The sequence below is a fragment of the Halomicrobium katesii DSM 19301 genome (assembly GCF_000379085.1).
Classification (GTDB): Archaea; Halobacteriota; Halobacteria; order Halobacteriales; family Haloarculaceae; genus Halomicrobium; species Halomicrobium katesii.
Genome location: NZ_KB905378.1, coordinates 223099 through 237376 on the forward strand (window position 1 = coordinate 223099; position 14278 = coordinate 237376).

Annotated in this window: 13 protein-coding genes; 10 read left to right on the forward strand and 3 right to left on the reverse strand. The window is 65.9% G+C overall.

Features of this window, described 5'->3' with window-relative positions; genetic code table 11:
• Nucleotides 1-200: 200 nt before the first annotated feature.
• The 3 genes from HALKA_RS0101125 (at nt 201) to HALKA_RS0101135 (ending at nt 4825) form a co-directional block, all read left to right on the forward strand.
• A complete protein-coding gene (locus HALKA_RS0101125) occupies nt 201-1973 on the forward strand; it encodes a glycoside hydrolase family 13 protein (RefSeq protein WP_018256263.1) in 1773 nt (590 codons plus the stop codon).
• Nucleotides 1970-3703 (forward strand): glycoside hydrolase family 13 protein, encoded by a 1734-nt coding sequence (locus HALKA_RS0101130; protein ID WP_018256264.1) that lies wholly within the window; start codon nt 1970-1972, stop codon nt 3701-3703. The genes HALKA_RS0101125 and HALKA_RS0101130 overlap by 4 nt, the downstream gene beginning before the upstream one ends.
• Nucleotides 3704-4051: 348 nt before the next feature.
• Nucleotides 4052-4825 (forward strand): winged helix-turn-helix transcriptional regulator, encoded by a 774-nt coding sequence (locus HALKA_RS0101135; RefSeq protein WP_018256265.1) that lies wholly within the window; start codon nt 4052-4054, stop codon nt 4823-4825.
• Nucleotides 4826-4967: 142 nt separating this feature from the next.
• Here HALKA_RS0101135 and HALKA_RS0101140 read toward each other — a convergent pair whose 3' ends face one another.
• Together HALKA_RS0101140 and HALKA_RS20670 are read right to left on the reverse strand one after the other, a co-directional pair.
• Nucleotides 4968-5987: a hypothetical protein gene (locus tag HALKA_RS0101140; RefSeq protein WP_018256266.1), complete on the reverse strand. Its 1020-nt coding sequence runs from the start codon at nt 5985-5987 to the stop codon at nt 4968-4970.
• A gap of 118 nt (nt 5988-6105) precedes the next feature.
• Complete coding sequence (locus HALKA_RS20670) at nt 6106-7008, reverse strand: choice-of-anchor D domain-containing protein (protein ID WP_018256267.1); 903 nt, start codon at nt 7006-7008, stop codon at nt 6106-6108.
• Between HALKA_RS20670 and HALKA_RS18910 the strand changes: the two genes are divergently transcribed.
• Genes HALKA_RS18910 through HALKA_RS0101160 form a run of 3 tightly spaced genes read left to right on the forward strand, consistent with a single transcriptional unit; the run spans nt 6946 to nt 9336 of the window.
• On the forward strand, nt 6946-7923 hold the full coding sequence (locus tag HALKA_RS18910) for a DUF58 domain-containing protein (protein WP_018256268.1): 978 nt from the start codon (nt 6946-6948) through the stop codon (nt 7921-7923). The two genes, HALKA_RS20670 and HALKA_RS18910, sit on opposite strands and share 63 nt — an antisense overlap.
• Nucleotides 7920-8417, forward strand: coding sequence for a DUF8163 family membrane protein (locus HALKA_RS0101155; RefSeq protein ID WP_018256269.1), 498 nt, complete (start codon nt 7920-7922; stop codon nt 8415-8417). Before HALKA_RS18910 ends, HALKA_RS0101155 begins: the two co-directional genes overlap by 4 nt.
• Entirely contained in the window at nt 8407-9336 is a 930-nt protein-coding gene (locus HALKA_RS0101160) for a DUF7982 domain-containing protein (protein ID WP_018256270.1), read from the forward strand. Before HALKA_RS0101155 ends, HALKA_RS0101160 begins: the two co-directional genes overlap by 11 nt.
• 6 nt (nt 9337-9342) lie before the next feature.
• On the opposite strand, the gene HALKA_RS0101165 is transcribed toward HALKA_RS0101160, so the two are convergent.
• Nucleotides 9343-10305, reverse strand: a complete 963-nt coding sequence (locus HALKA_RS0101165; protein ID WP_018256271.1) for an AAA family ATPase — start codon at nt 10303-10305, stop codon at nt 9343-9345.
• A gap of 15 nt (nt 10306-10320) precedes the next feature.
• Between HALKA_RS0101165 and HALKA_RS18915 the strand changes: the two genes are divergently transcribed.
• From HALKA_RS18915 to HALKA_RS0101185, 4 genes are all read left to right on the forward strand, one after another.
• The gene (locus tag HALKA_RS18915; protein ID WP_018256272.1) at nt 10321-10584 is read left to right on the forward strand and encodes a hypothetical protein; all 264 of its coding nucleotides are present in this window, start codon (nt 10321-10323) and stop codon (nt 10582-10584) included.
• A gap of 343 nt (nt 10585-10927) precedes the next feature.
• On the forward strand, nt 10928-12148 hold the full coding sequence (locus HALKA_RS0101175; protein WP_018256273.1) for an aminotransferase class V-fold PLP-dependent enzyme: 1221 nt from the start codon (nt 10928-10930) through the stop codon (nt 12146-12148).
• 78 nt (nt 12149-12226) lie between these two features.
• Entirely contained in the window at nt 12227-13375 is a 1149-nt protein-coding gene (gene dgoD, locus HALKA_RS0101180) for a galactonate dehydratase (protein ID WP_018256274.1), read from the forward strand.
• 38 nt (nt 13376-13413) lie between these two features.
• Nucleotides 13414-14163 (forward strand): IclR family transcriptional regulator, encoded by a 750-nt coding sequence (locus HALKA_RS0101185; protein WP_018256275.1) that lies wholly within the window; start codon nt 13414-13416, stop codon nt 14161-14163.
• Nucleotides 14164-14278: the final 115 nt, after the last annotated feature.

A 14278-nucleotide genomic window follows, 5' to 3' on the forward strand; every position in this document is an offset into this window, starting at 1 on the left:
ACGGCCACGAGATCGCCCGAGGCGGCGACGGCACCGACTCGACCGGTTCAGCGACGAGGCACGACCGACCGACCAACTGGACGGGGCCACACGGACGAACCCCGCGTTCGTCCCCCCGTCGAGGCTGTCGAACGAACGCTTCGTTCGAGACGCACAGACAGCCACGACCTACTGACTGGCCGCCGCGCCGGTGAGTGGCGGTGAGCGAGACAGTCGAGCAGATGCGAGCCGACCGCCAGTGGTGGGAAGAGGCCGTCGTCTACCAGATCTACCCGAAGAGCTTCTTCGACAGCGACGGCGACGGGATCGGTGATCTCGCGGGCGTCACCGAGAAGGTCGACTACCTCGACGCGCTCGGGGTCGACGCGGTCTGGCTCTGTCCCGTCTACGACTCGCCACAGGCCGACAACGGCTACGACATCCGCGACTACCGGTCGATCTTCGACACGTACGGCGACATGGCCGACTGGGAGCGCCTGCTGGCCGAACTCCACGACAGGGATATCAGGCTGGTCATGGACCTCGTCGTCAACCATACATCGGCCGAACACGAGTGGTTCCAGCGCTCGCGCCGTGGCGAGAGCGAGTACGCCGACTACTACCACTGGCGCGACGGCCGCCCAGCCGCCGACGCCGACTACGACACCGACGACGGTCCCGCCGACGAGGTCGCCCCCAACAACTGGGAGTCGATCTTCGGCGGCCCCGCGTGGGCCTACGACGAGGGGCGCGGACAGTGGTACCTCCACCTCTTCGACGAGAGCCAGCCGGACCTCAACTGGGAGAACGAGGCCGTCCGCGAGGACGTGTACGAGATGATGCGCTGGTGGCTCGACCGCGGGATCGACGGCTTCCGCATGGACGTGATCAACCTCGTCTCGAAGACGCCGGGACTCCCCGACGGCGACCCGGAGAGTGGGCTCGTCGGTGCAGAGCACTTCATGAACGGCCCCAAGGTCCACGACTACCTCTCGGAGCTGGTCGCGCAAGCCATCCCGGACGACGAGATCCTCACCGTCGGCGAGACGCCGGGGGCGAGCGTCGAGGACGCCCAGCGGTTCGTCGGCGAGGACGGCCTCTCGATGGTGTTCCAGTTCGAGCACGTCAACGTCGGCCACGAGGGCGACAAGTGGTCGCTGGAGGACTACTCGCTCGTCGAACTCAAAGAGAGTCTCGCACGCTGGCAGAACGGTCTGGCCGACGAGGGGTGGAACAGCCTCTACCTGAGCAACCACGACCAGCCACGGACCGTCTCTCGGTTCGGCGACGACGGGCGGTACCGTCGCCGCTCCGCGAAGCTGTTCGGGACGCTGCTGTACACGCTCCAGGGAACGCCGTTCGTCTACCAGGGCCAGGAGATCGGCATGACCAACGCCCCCTTCGAGTCGAAGTCAGAGCTGCGGGACGTGGAGTCGATCAACTTCGTCGAGGAGGCCATCGAGAGCGGCGCGGCCGAGAGCTACGAGGACGTACGCGACGCCGTCGAGACCGTCGGCCGCGACAACGCCCGGACGCCGATGCAGTGGTCCGACGACGAGAACGCCGGCTTCACCGACGGCGAGCCCTGGCTCAAGGTCAACCCCAACTACGACGCGATCAACGTCGAGCGGGCACGCGCCGACCCCGATTCGGTGTGGCACTACTACCGCGAACTCGGCGATCTTCGGGGGAATCGGGACCTGCTGGTCTACGGCGACTTCGAGCTGCTCGCGCCCGAGGACGAGCAGGTGTTCGCCTACACCCGGACGCTGGGCGACGAACGGGGGCTCGTCGTCCTCAACGTCTCCACCGAGCCCGCGACGTTCGCGGTGCCCGACGACGCTGGCGACGACCTCGAACTCGCCATTGGGAATCTGAACGCCCCCGAAACGCCCGGCAGCACCGTCGAACTCGACCCCTACGAGGCGCGCGTCTATCTGACGCCCGCGACCGACGCTGACCGACCGACGACCACGAACTCCGATTCGACATGAGCACGAACACACTCACGACGCTGGAAAACGTCGACCGCGAATGGTGGAAAGAGGCCGTCGTCTACCAGATCTATCCGCGAAGCTTCAACGACACCGACGGGGACGGCGTGGGCGACTTACAGGGAATCATCGACAGGGTCGACTACATCGACTCGCTGGGCGTCGACCTCGTCTGGCTGTGTCCGGTCTATGGCTCGCCCAACGAGGACAACGGCTACGACATCAGCGACTACCACGCGATCATGGACGAGTTCGGCGACATGGCCGACTGGGAGCGCCTGCTGGCCGAACTCCACGACCGAGATATCCGGCTGATCATGGACCTCGTGCTGAACCATACCTCGGGCGAACACGAGTGGTTCCAGCGCTCGCGCCGAGGCGAGGGGGAGTACGCCGACTACTACTACTGGCGCGACGGCCGCCCAGCCGCCGACGCCGACTACGACACCGACGACGGTCCCGCCGACGAGGTCGCCCCCAACAACTGGGAGTCGATCTTCGGCGGCCCCGCCTGGAGCTACGTCGAGGAGCGCGAGCAGTGGTACCTCCACCTCTTCGACGAGAATCAGCCGGACCTCAACTGGCGGAATCCGACCGTCCGACAGGCGATGAAAGACGTGGTCTCGTGGTGGCTCGACCGCGGGATCGACGGCTTCCGCATGGACGCGGTGTCCCACATGTCCAAGACCGACGGCCTCCCGGACGGCGATCCCGAGGGCACGCCCACCGGGATCGAACACTTCAGTCACGGCCCGCGGCTGGAGGAGTACCTGACCGAGCTGTCGGCGGACGCCCTCTCGAACCACGACATCACGACCGTCGCGGAGATGGGCCACACCTCGATCGAACAGGCCGCCGACTACCTCGACGACGAGGCCATCGGGCTGGACATGATATTCCAGTTCAGCCACATGGGCGTCGACGGCGGCTGGGACCCCGAGACCGTCGGCGAGTGGGACCTCCCCGAGTTCAAACGGATCATATCCGAGCGCCAGGACGCGCTCGCGGACCGTGGCTGGGACGCCCTCTTCCTGGGTAACCACGACCAGCCCCGGATCGTCTCTCGCTTTGGGGACGAGGCCTACCACCGCGAGTCGGCCTCGCTGATCGGGACCTTCCTGTTGACGATGCGAGGGACCCCCTACGTCTACCAGGGCGAGGAGATCGGCATGACCAACGCGGACTTCGAGAGCCTCGACGAGATCGACGACCCACAGACGGTCGGTCGCGTCGAACAGTACATCGCCGACGGCGTCGCAGACTCCTACGAGGAGCTTCGCGAGGTCGTCAACGCCCAGAGTCGCGATCACGCCCGGACGCCGATGCAGTGGTCCGACGAGCCAGGTGCCGGCTTCACCGACGGCGAGCCCTGGCTCAAGTGCAACGCCGACTACACCGGGATCAACGTCGCCGCCCAGCGAGACGATCCGGCGTCGGTACTGGTTCAGTACCGACGACTGATCGACCTCCGCCAGTCGACGGACGTGCTTGTCTACGGCAACTACGAACTGCTCGCGCCCGAGGACGACCAGCTGTATGCCTACACGCGCACCCTCGACGACGAACGGGCACTCGTGGTGCTGAACTGGTCGAGCGAGCCGGCGACGTTCGAGGGCAGCGAGATCGAGGTCGACGATCCGACAGTACTGTACGGGAACTACGACGACGCGCCGACCGAGCCCACCAGTGTGTCGCTTCGGCCGTGGGAAGCCGTCGTCTACCGGCTATAGGGCTCTTCCTCTCGTCGCTCCGTCACGCTGCCTTCTCGGGCTGTCACCGGTCAGGCGGTTCGAACGCTCCCGTGAACGGCGAGCGGCCAGTTCACACGATCGTTACTAGGCGGCGTGTGGACGATGCCGACCAAGATTTCACAGAGACGTGTCCCCCCGTGAGCGCCGGGCACACCGACAGCACCGACCGAACGGAGCAAGTGCGTTCGATCTATGAAAACATCTGGTAAGTTTGGTACAGCTACACACCATAAGTACACGAGTGCCACCAAACAGCACCCAATTCCACAGCTGGTTCTGTGGAATGATCGGAACAGCTTAAGTGATGGCTGTCGTACAGATTCACCGATGGACGCTGATGGCACGACAGACACCGTAGTTGCCGACCCGGACGGAAGCAAGCCGTCGCAGCCGCGAGCACTGATTCACAAAAAGATACTCGACACCGCACAGTCGAATCCGACGGCGGCCACGGCAGAGATCGCCACAGCGGTCAGCGGTGCCTCGGTCGAACTCGTCGAACAGGTCCTCCAGGAGTACGGCGATCCGGCAGCGGAAGACGACCAGCCCGTCGAGAGCGACGATCAGGACACCGTCGACGACGAGACACCCGAACCGGAAGACGGCGAGGCCGAACCACGTATCTCGGCCGAAACAGGCTCAGGCGAGAAAGGAGAGGGCGTCGACCTCGCGGCACTGGACGAAAAGCAGCGCGAAACGCTGCGAGCGATCCACAGGCAACCGGCAGCGACACAGGCAGAGATCGCCGACACACTCGACGTGAGTCGTGCGACGATCCCCAAGCGCGTCAACGACATTCCGGGGTTCGACTGGCCGTCGAGACAGGCGTTCGTCGAAGCGCTGTTCGAAACGGACGCCGAGAGCGATGACGATCTCGCAGCGTTCGAGGAGTCGCTGACCGAATCCCTAGAGGAACTGACGGCGCGAATCGAGACGATCGAGACGGAGCTCCAGACGACGACACCCACAGCGAACGCCGTTCACGTCGAACCGGGGTTGCTCTACAAGGTCGTCCACGCCTGTATGGACGCCGACTACATCTCTCGGGACGAGGAACTACAACTGCTGCGCCGACTGCTACCGGACGCGGCAGACGACTGATACGGACGGTTGTAGGCATTTACCCAGTCGACCGCACGACAGCGTGCGGTCGATCTGGTAAAGACCTACAACCGTCCGTATGAAACGATACTCAGCGTCCCGAAGACCACCACCGGGGCGGCGAATTCTCACCCCGATCGTATCAGGACCGGCGTCGCATCGTCAGGCTACCGACGACACCGACGAGCAGCGCTGCGAAGACGAGCTTCGAGAAGCTCCCGCCCTCTCCGGTCGTCGGACTCGGAGTGACAGCATCCGATGCAGTCGGCTCCGCCGTCGCGGTTTCCGACGGCGTGGTCGCCGTGTCCGGCGTCCGGGTCGAGCGCTCCGTCGTCGATACCGGCGTCGCCGTCCGGTTCGACGACGGCGTCGCCGTCGCCGTCGGCGAGGAAATGGAGTTCGTCCGCGTCGCCGTCGGCGTCGCCGTCTCAGTCGCGGTCGAGACCTGACCACCGCCACCACCAGCACCGGACTCCGTCGTCGTCGGCGACTCGGTCACCGAGATGGTCGTCGTCTCACTGATCCCGACCAGTTCGTTGTGGTCGAACGCCGTGGCACCCGTTTCGGCACGGCTGACGACCCGATACGTGCCCTCGTCGAGCGTTCCAGCGGGGATCGTCGCGGTGTATCGCTGGCCGTCCGCTCTGCTCGCGGTGACGTCGTGTTCCTCCGAGCCGTCCCAGAGCGTCAGGACGATCTGCTCGAACTCGGCGTCCTCGTGGATAGCGTCGGCCGTGATCGAGACCGCCGTCTCCGTACCGGCCGTCGTTTCGTCGGGAACGTCCTGTGAGAGATCGTAGCCTCGAACGACCAGCGGCATGGCCGCGACGGTGCTGTCCCGTTTGATCGTGACCGCGTACGTCCCCGGATCGAGCGTGCCGAGATCGAGCGGCACTTCGCCGGTGCCCGAGCCCCGGTTCGACTGCCGAATGCTCTCCCCTTTGTCGACGACGTAGACCACGTAGTCCGCGTCCTCGGGCGCACTCGCAGTGGCGATAAAGGTCGTTTCTGGGTCTGCGACGCCGGTCTGTGAGATCTCGAACGTATCGCCGTCGTAAGAGACCTCCTGTGTCGGGATGTCGACACTGGCGTCTGCAGAGAGCGAGTAGTCAGCGGTCGATTGCGCACCGAGTACACCGGCACCGAGGAGGGCACCGAGCACTACGCTGGAAAGTAATAACCAACGACGCACTGGTTGGTAGTAACGACCGTCGATGAAATAGATACTGGATCTCGGGCGGATCAAACAGGAAGAGCGGACGAATCGAAGCGGGAGCGAGTCAGGCTCGCCGTCTGAGGATGGCCAGCGTCGCGACCAGTGCAATCAGCACCATCACGGGCGTGAAGCCGGGACCGTCTCCCGTGGTCGTGTCGTCGTCGTCATCGTCATCGCCGTCGTCCGGCGCGTCGGTGTCCGTCGGCGTGTCCGGTTCGTCCGTCGGCGTGTCCGGCTCGTCCGTCGGCGTATCTGGTTCGTCCGTCGGCGTATCCGGTTCGTCCGTCGGCGTGTCCGTCGGCGTGTCCGTCGGATCGTCGTCGTTGTCGCTATCGTCGTCATCGTCGTCATCGTCACCGTCGTCGCTGCGCCTCGTGACGGTGGCTTCGATGGTGATCGTCTTCGTCGTTCCGTGGGCCGTCTCGATGGTCAACTCACCGTCGTCGAAGCTCCGGGCGTTGTCGAAGGTGAGGTGGACCGTCTTCGAGTTGCCGGCTCCGATCTTGTGGAAGGTCTCTCCCACAGTGAACGACTCGCTGTAACTTCCACTCGTGGTGATGTCGGTAACCGTCAGCTCGGCGGTCCCGGTGTTTTCGATCGTGAACTCCTTGGTGCGGTCGTTCCCGCGTGTGACCGTGCCGAAGTCGATCGTATCGCTCGGCGAGACCTTTATTTTTGGTTCACCGACCTGTCGCTTGATCGTGGTCGTCGAGGAGCGCGTCTCCCCGTCGATCGTCGCGACGTGGACGAGCGTGTACGTGTCCGGCGGGGTTCCCTCCGGAACGGTGATCGTCACCTCGTCTTCGGCGTCGCCGACAGTCGATCCGACGGCTGCGTAGAGGGTCTCGCCACCGTCGACGACGTGTCGCTGTCGATCTCCGACGCGGACGGGCTCTTCACCCAGGTGGTCGAACTCGACGCCGGCCGCGAAGTCGCGGTCAGCCCGCGGGCACCCGACGACCTCCACGTCGGGGAGGGCGGCAATCCGATTGCGACGGGCTTCGGCGAGCAGACGTCGAGCCAGATCGGTACCGGCATCGAGCCCGCGGAGATCCGGGAGTACGTGCCCGGCGACGCCGTCCGACAGATCGACTGGAAGGCGACGGCGCGGCTCGACCAGCCACACGTCATGGAGTTCGAAGGCGGCGCGGACCGGCAGACGATCCTGGTGTTCGACCACCGCGCGTCGATGGGCGACGGACGCGCCGGGACGACCAAACTCGACTACGCGAGACAGCTCGCGGTCGCGATCGTCGACCGAGCACGCACCGACGACGACGGGCTCGGCTACTACGCCGTCGGCGACGACGGCGTGACGACGGCGATCAGCCCGCTGGTCAGAACCGACGCCTGGGCCACGGTCCGAACGAAGCTGCTCGCGGCCGCGACGACCGACGGTCGGTCCGGCGGCGTCGGACCCGGACGGTCGCCGAACACACGGCTCGCCAGCCGAGTCGCGAGCGACGATTCGGCGTTTGGACGGACAGTCGAACCGTTTCTGTCGGAGGGTGGGGCGTACCAGCAGCGCTTCGACGCGCAGCCGCTGGCGGGCGCGATCAGGACGGCCGAGTACCCCAGTGACACCGTCGTCCGGACGGTCATCGTGACCGACGACAGCCGCCCGGACGAACTGCGAGCGGCGGTCCGGCGTGCCAGCCGGAACGGCAGCACCGTCGCGGTCTTCATGACGCCGACGGCGCTGTTCGAGTCGAGCGAACTCACCGATCTCGCTGGGGCCTACAGCGACTACGTCGCCTTCGAGGAGTTCCGGCGCGAGCTCGCCGGCATGGAGGACGTCGACGCCTACGAGATCGGCCCCGGTGACCGACTCTCGGCGGTGCTGTCGGCGGGCCGAACGCGGCGACGGAGGGAGTCGGCGTGAGCGTCGAGGACGGCCCCGAGGGCCTGGGCGGTGCCCTCGCCGCGGATTCGAGAACGGCCCCGGCCGTCGTGGGGGCGGGTGCGTTGCTGAGCGTCCTCACGGGCTGGCTCGTCGCCGGACTCGGCGGTGCACTGGCTGGCGTGGTCGTCGTGGCCGCTTGGCTCGTCGTCTCTCCGATCGTCGTCCTCGCGCTGGGGTACGTGCTGCTGGCTGCGGTCCTGCCGGAGAACGCGCCGCTCGCGACCCTCGGGCTCGCCCAGGTCCCCATGGTCGTCGTGTTCGCCGGCAGCGTCCTCGACGCCGACAGGCCGATTCGAACGCTCTGTCAGGGCGTCGTCGCGCTGACGGCGCTGTCGCTCGTCGTCGCGGGTAGTATCGCAACGTTCGGGACGCGCTGGCAGGTGGCCGCGGTCCTCGTCGCCGTGGTCGCCGTCGCCGGCTACGGACTGCACCGCTACACTGTCGCGACACTGGAGGTCACCGATGAGTACTGATCACGCGACCGAACACCAGCAGACGACGGACGAATCGACACCCGACGACGAGCTGTCGCCGGAGTTAGCGGCACGACTGGAGACGCTGCGAGCCGAGAACGAACGACTCCGGTCGTCGTACGCTCGTGCCCGCCAGAGCCAGTACCGACAGACCGCGATCGGCTTCGCCGCCGTCGGCCTCGTCGCGACGATCGGGGGCGTCGTCTTTCCCTCGACCCAGACGATACTGCTCGCACTGGGCGGGACCGGCGTGTTCGCCGCCGTCCTGACGTGGTTCGTCACGCCCGAGCGGTTCGTCTCGGCCTCGGTCGGCGACGCCGTCTACGAGGCGCTGGCCCGCAATCACGAACGGCTCTGTCGGGAGCTCGGTCTCACCGACAGGCGGATATACGTCCCGACCGCCGATCCGGCGACCGGCGTCCGCCTGTTCGTTCCACAGCAGACGCCGTTCGAGATTCCAGATGCAGACGACCTGTCGGCGCTGTTCGTCGTCACGGACGAGGCGGCGACGCGCGGTGTGGCGCTGCGCCCGACCGGCGAGACGCTGTTCGGGGAGTTCGAGTCGGCGCTGAGCGGATCGTTAGCGGACACGCCCGACGAGATCGCGACGCAGGTTCGCGCGGCGATCGTCGAGCAGTTCGAGATCGCCGACGCCGTCGAGCTGGACCTCGACCGAGCGGACGGCAGACTCACGGTGTCGGTCGACGACAGCGTCTACGGCGACCTCGGTCGATTCGATCACCCGATCGTCTCGATCGCGGCCGTCGCCCTCGCACGCGGACTCGAACGGCCGATTCGAGCCGAGCTTGCCGGCGAGGAGAACGTGGCGACACTGCGCTGGGAGCCCGCTCAAGCGGGCGACGACGAGACTGCTGTCGACGAGACGAGGGACAGCGAGATCGACGACGACGGCGAGTAAGCGGACCTATTCCACGCTGCCGCCGTCCGTGGCGCTCTCTTCGACATCTGCCATCTCCGTGGCGGCGGCCAGCTCTGTCTCGGAGTCGCCGCCGGGCGGTGTCACGTCCGCCAGGACGTCATCGATCACCGACGCCGGAGACACGTCGCTCAGCTCCGCGTCGGCCGTCAGAACGAGCCGGTGAAGCAAGACCGCGCGGGCGAGCGCCTTCACGTCGTCCGGAATGACGTACTCGCGGCCGTGGATCGCCGCGCGAGCCTTCGCGACGTTGAGCAGTCCGAGCGACGCGCGCATCGATCCCCCGTGTTCGACATCGGGATGGTCTCGGGTCGCCGCGACCAGATCGAGCACGTATTCGCGAACGCTGTCGGCGACGTGAACGTCGCTCACGACCTCGCGTGCGGCGGTCAGAGTCTCGGTGTCGACGACCTGTTCGACGCTCTCGGCGTCCAGCTCTGGAGCGTCGTTGAAGCGATCGAGGACGCGTCGCTCCTCGTCTCGATCGGGGATGTCGACGGTGAGCTTCAGCAGGAAGCGGTCGCGCTGGGCCTCCGGCAACTCGAAGGTCCCCTCCATCTCGATGGGGTTCTGCGTGGCGATAACCACGAACGGATCGGGGAGCGCGAGCGTCTCGCCCTCGATGGTGACGTGGCCCTCCTCCATGGCCTCCAGGAGCGCCGACTGGGTTTTCGGCGTCGCGCGGTTGATTTCGTCGGCGACGACGAGGTTGGCGAAGATCGGCCCCTTCTGGAGCTGGAACTCGCCGGTCTGGCTGCGGTAGACGCTGGTTCCTGTGATGTCGGCCGGCAGCAGGTCCGGCGTCATCTGGACGCGCGTGTACGCGAGCCCGCTCGCGCGAGCGAACGACTGTGCGAGCGTCGTCTTCGCGACACCGGGGACGCCTTCGAGGAGTCCCGACCGCTCGGGGCCGACAGTGACACCACCGCGATCCGTCCGACTGCGGTCCACCTCGCTGGCGCGTTCGTGCTGGGCTACGGCACACACCTCCTGAGCGACGGACTCCATGCGATCGTCGACGGCGATTTCGCCATGCTGGCCTATCTGGCGTGGCCGCTGGTCCCGGCGATCGAGTACGGCGGTCCGAAGAGCTTCGTCGGACACGTCGCGTCCCTGGAGCTGACGCCGTTTCTCGCACTGGAGTTCCTGCTGGTCGGCGTGTCGCTCCTCGTCTGGAACGCCGACGGCAGACCGGGTCTGAGACGGGTTGTACAAGCAATCAGACGGTAGCCGTCGACGGGTACACGCATAGATGCGCACGTTAGCTCATGAATAGGGCCGTCAAAGTGTCGACAGGATGCCTATCGAGAGATCTGACAGCTATTGGTCCAGTAATGTGAGAGAGATGCTCCTGTACCTGAGGATATCTGTCCAAACACCCATATCAACAGCCACCTTCGAAAATACCAACCCCATAAGTGGCTATCGGGAGACAGAATAGCGTTTTTGGCCACGGTCGTCGACACCGACTATCTACCCGTGCTCGACGGAAAAAACCACCGCCTTCGAGACGTGATCGATGGAAGACCGAAACCGTCACCTATTCAACTTCCCGTGTTGTTACCCGACTACTATGGGTCTGTCACCAGACGGGAGAGTCGAACAGACGGATATCTATCGCGAACTCGGGGTCCGGGAGGTCGTCAACGCCGCCGGGACGAAGACACGGATCGGGGGCAGCCTGATTCGGGAAGAAGCACTCGAAGCGATGAACAGCGCGGCCGAGGGGTTCGTCGAGCTCGGCGACCTGCAGGCGCGGGCCAGCGAACTGATCCGCGACGTCACCGGGGCCGAAGCGGGATACGTCACCTCGGGGGCCGACGCCGGTCTCCTGCTGGGCGCGGCCGCCGCCATCGCCGGCTCGGACGTACAGGCGATGGATCGGCTGCCCGACACCGACGGGCTGGCCGACGAGATCGTCATGCCCCGCACCCACCGGACGGGCTACGATCACGCGCTGCGGGCCGCGGGCGCGACGATCGTCGACGTGGGGACCAACGACTTCCACCTCGGGACGGGCGCGACCAACGTCGAGCCCTGGGAGATCGAGCGCGCCATCGGCGAAGAGACCGCCGCCGTCGGCTACGTCGAGAAGAGCTACACCCAGCCGGACCTCGAGACGGTCGTCGAGATCGCCCACGACCACGACGTGCCGGTGATCGTCGACGCCGCCGCGGAGGTCCCGCCGATCGACAACCTCGAACGGTTCGTCGAGACCGGTGCGGACCTCGTCGTGTTCAGCGGCGGGAAAGCCATCCGCGGCCCCCAGACGACCGGGATCGTCGCGGGCCGCAAGGATCTGATCCAGTCGATCGCGCTCCAGCACCTCGATATGCACGTCGCCCGCGAGGCCTGGGACCCGCCGCGCGAACTGATCGACCCGGACAGCGTCGACGGCGTCCCGCGCCAGGGAATCGGCCGACCGATGAAAGTCGGCAAGGAGGAGCTGGCCGGACTGATCCGCGCACTGGAGGTGTTCGTCGATCTCGACTACGACGCGCTCAGTGCCGAGTGGCAGCGCCAGGCCGAGCGCGCGGCCGACGCGCTGAACGCGGAAGACCACCTGACCGCCACCGTCAGCGGCGGCGAGGGCGAGAACGTCTCGCCGGTCACCGAGGTCACCCTCGACGAGACGCTGTCGGCCGTCGAACTCGTCAAAGCCCTCCGCGACGAGGACCCCCGCGTCTACGTCGGCGCGGACGGGATGGGCGACAACGAGATCGCGATCAATCCGATGTGTCTCGACGACGAGGAACTGGACTACGTCGTCGAACGCATCCGCGACAACCTCTAGGCGGCCATCGTCACGCCTGTGGTTGACCAGAGCAATCGATCACCCGCACTTATTGTCGAGCCACACGAGTGGTCCCACATGGAAATCACGGACTACGAGCTGTACGGGGTGCCGCCGCGGTGGCTGTTCCTGCGTCTGGAAACTGACGAGGGGGTCACCGGGTGGGGCGAGCCGGTCGTCGAGGGGCGAGCCGAGACCGTCAGGGCGGCCGTCGAAGAGATCATGGACTCGTACCTGCTGGGGAAAGATCCACGCCGGATCGAGGACCACTGGCAGGCGATGTATCGCGGCAGCTTCTACCGGGGCGGCCCGATCCTGATGAGCGCCATCGCCGGCATCGATCAGGCCCTGTGGGACATCAAGGGCAAGCAGTACGGGCTGCCGGTCCACGAACTGCCCGGCGGGCGCAGCCGAGACAAGATCAGAGTGTACCAGTGGGTCGGCGGCAACCGACCCGAAGAGCTGGCCGACGAGGCAGACCAGCTAGTCGACGCCGGCTACACGGCGCTGAAGATGGACGCGACCCACCAGATGCGCCACATCGAGTCCCGGGAGACGATCGAGGAGATCGTCGATCGCGTCGAGCACGTCCGCGAGGCGGTCGGCGATCACATCGACATCGGCGTCGACTTCCGCGGGCGCGTCTCGAAGTCGATGGCGAAGACGCTGACCCACCGCCTCAGCGATCTCGGCCTGATGTTCATCGAGGAGCCGGTGTTGCCCGAGAACGTCGAGCACCTGCCGGCGATCGCCGCCCAGACCCGCGCCCCGATCGCCGCGGGCGAACGGCTCTACTCCCGGTGGGACTTCAAGCGGCTGTTCGACACCGGAGCGATCGACGTGATCCAGCCGGACGTGTCCCACGCGGGCGGGATCTCCGAGATGGTCAAGATCGCAAACACCGCCGAGACCCACGACGTGGCCGTCGCGCCCAACTGCCCGCTGGGCCCGATCGCGCTGGCGGCCTCGCTGCAGGTCGACACCTACGTCCCGAACTTCTTCGTGCAGGATCACGGCTTCGACATCCACCTCCCCGCGTCCGACCGGACCCACCAGTACGTCACGGACGATCCGTTCGTGTTCGACGACGGCTACGTCGAGGTGTTGGACGATCCTGGACTGGGGGTCAACATCGATCGATCGCTCGTCGAGGAGCGTGCCGAGGCCAACGTCGACTGGCACAATCCGATCTGGCGACACGAGGACGGGAGTATCGCCGACTGGTAACGTGAACACTTATCACGCTTAGGGAGTAATGGGTCCGTATGGCTACGGGGGACACCGGAGGGACACTGACCGCGCTAGGCAAGACGTTCAGGATTGTCGAATACATGACCGAGACGGACGGGAGCGTCCGCATCACCGAACTGGCGACGGAACTGGACATCTCGAAGAGTACGGTCTACAAACACTTGAACACGCTCAGGTCGGAGGGGTACGTCGACAAAGACGACGTGGCCTACCGGCTGAGCCCGCGCTTTATCGACGTTGGGGAGCACGTCAAAGACTCGTTCGAGCCCTACGCCCAGGCGAAGCCGGCGATCGACAGCCTCGCCGAAACCACCGACGAGACGGCGGGACTCGTCCTCGAACACGACCGGCAGGCCGTCGATATCTACTCGACGGTCGGCTCTCACCCGGAGGCGTGCTCGATGACGACGACGCGCCATCTCCACTGCAGCGCCCCCGGGAAGGCGATCCTCTCGACGCTGTCGGACGAGAGCGTCGACGAGATCCTCGAGGAACCGCTCGCGGCGCTGACGCCCGACACGATCACCGACACCGGTCGCCTCCAGAGCGAACTGCGACGGATCGGCGAGCGCGGAATCGCCTTCGCTCGGGGGGAACAGCGCGCCGACGTCAACAGCGTCGCGGTGCCCATCGAGTTCGCGGACTACCAGGGTGCCGTCTACGTCGCCGGCACGGCGAGCCGGCTGTCGAGCAAGCGACTCGAAGAGGACGTACCGGGGATGGTGCTGAGTACGGTGCGAGAGATCGAAGCCACGATCGAGTGATACGGTTTATTGTAGTTGCTTACCGGTGATCGTCTACTCCGTGGCGACGATCCGGTAAATCGCTACAATAATCCGTATGAGACGAACGTCATCGCTCACCGACACGTCGCGCGAC

Bases quoted from the DNA above. Each gene is read 5' to 3' on its own strand.
- HALKA_RS0101175 (WP_018256273.1), top strand. From the start codon at position 10,928: ATGGGTCTGTCACCAGACGGGAGAGTCGAACAGACGGATATCTATCGC.
- HALKA_RS0101130 (WP_018256264.1), top strand. From the start codon at position 1,970: ATGAGCACGAACACACTCACGACGCTGGAAAACGTCGACCGCGAATGG.
- HALKA_RS0101160 (WP_018256270.1), top strand. From the start codon at position 8,407: ATGAGTACTGATCACGCGACCGAACACCAGCAGACGACGGACGAATCG.
- dgoD (WP_018256274.1), top strand. From the start codon at position 12,227: ATGGAAATCACGGACTACGAGCTGTACGGGGTGCCGCCGCGGTGGCTG.
- HALKA_RS0101135 (WP_018256265.1), top strand. From the start codon at position 4,052: ATGGACGCTGATGGCACGACAGACACCGTAGTTGCCGACCCGGACGGA.
- HALKA_RS0101185 (WP_018256275.1), top strand. From the start codon at position 13,414: ATGGCTACGGGGGACACCGGAGGGACACTGACCGCGCTAGGCAAGACG.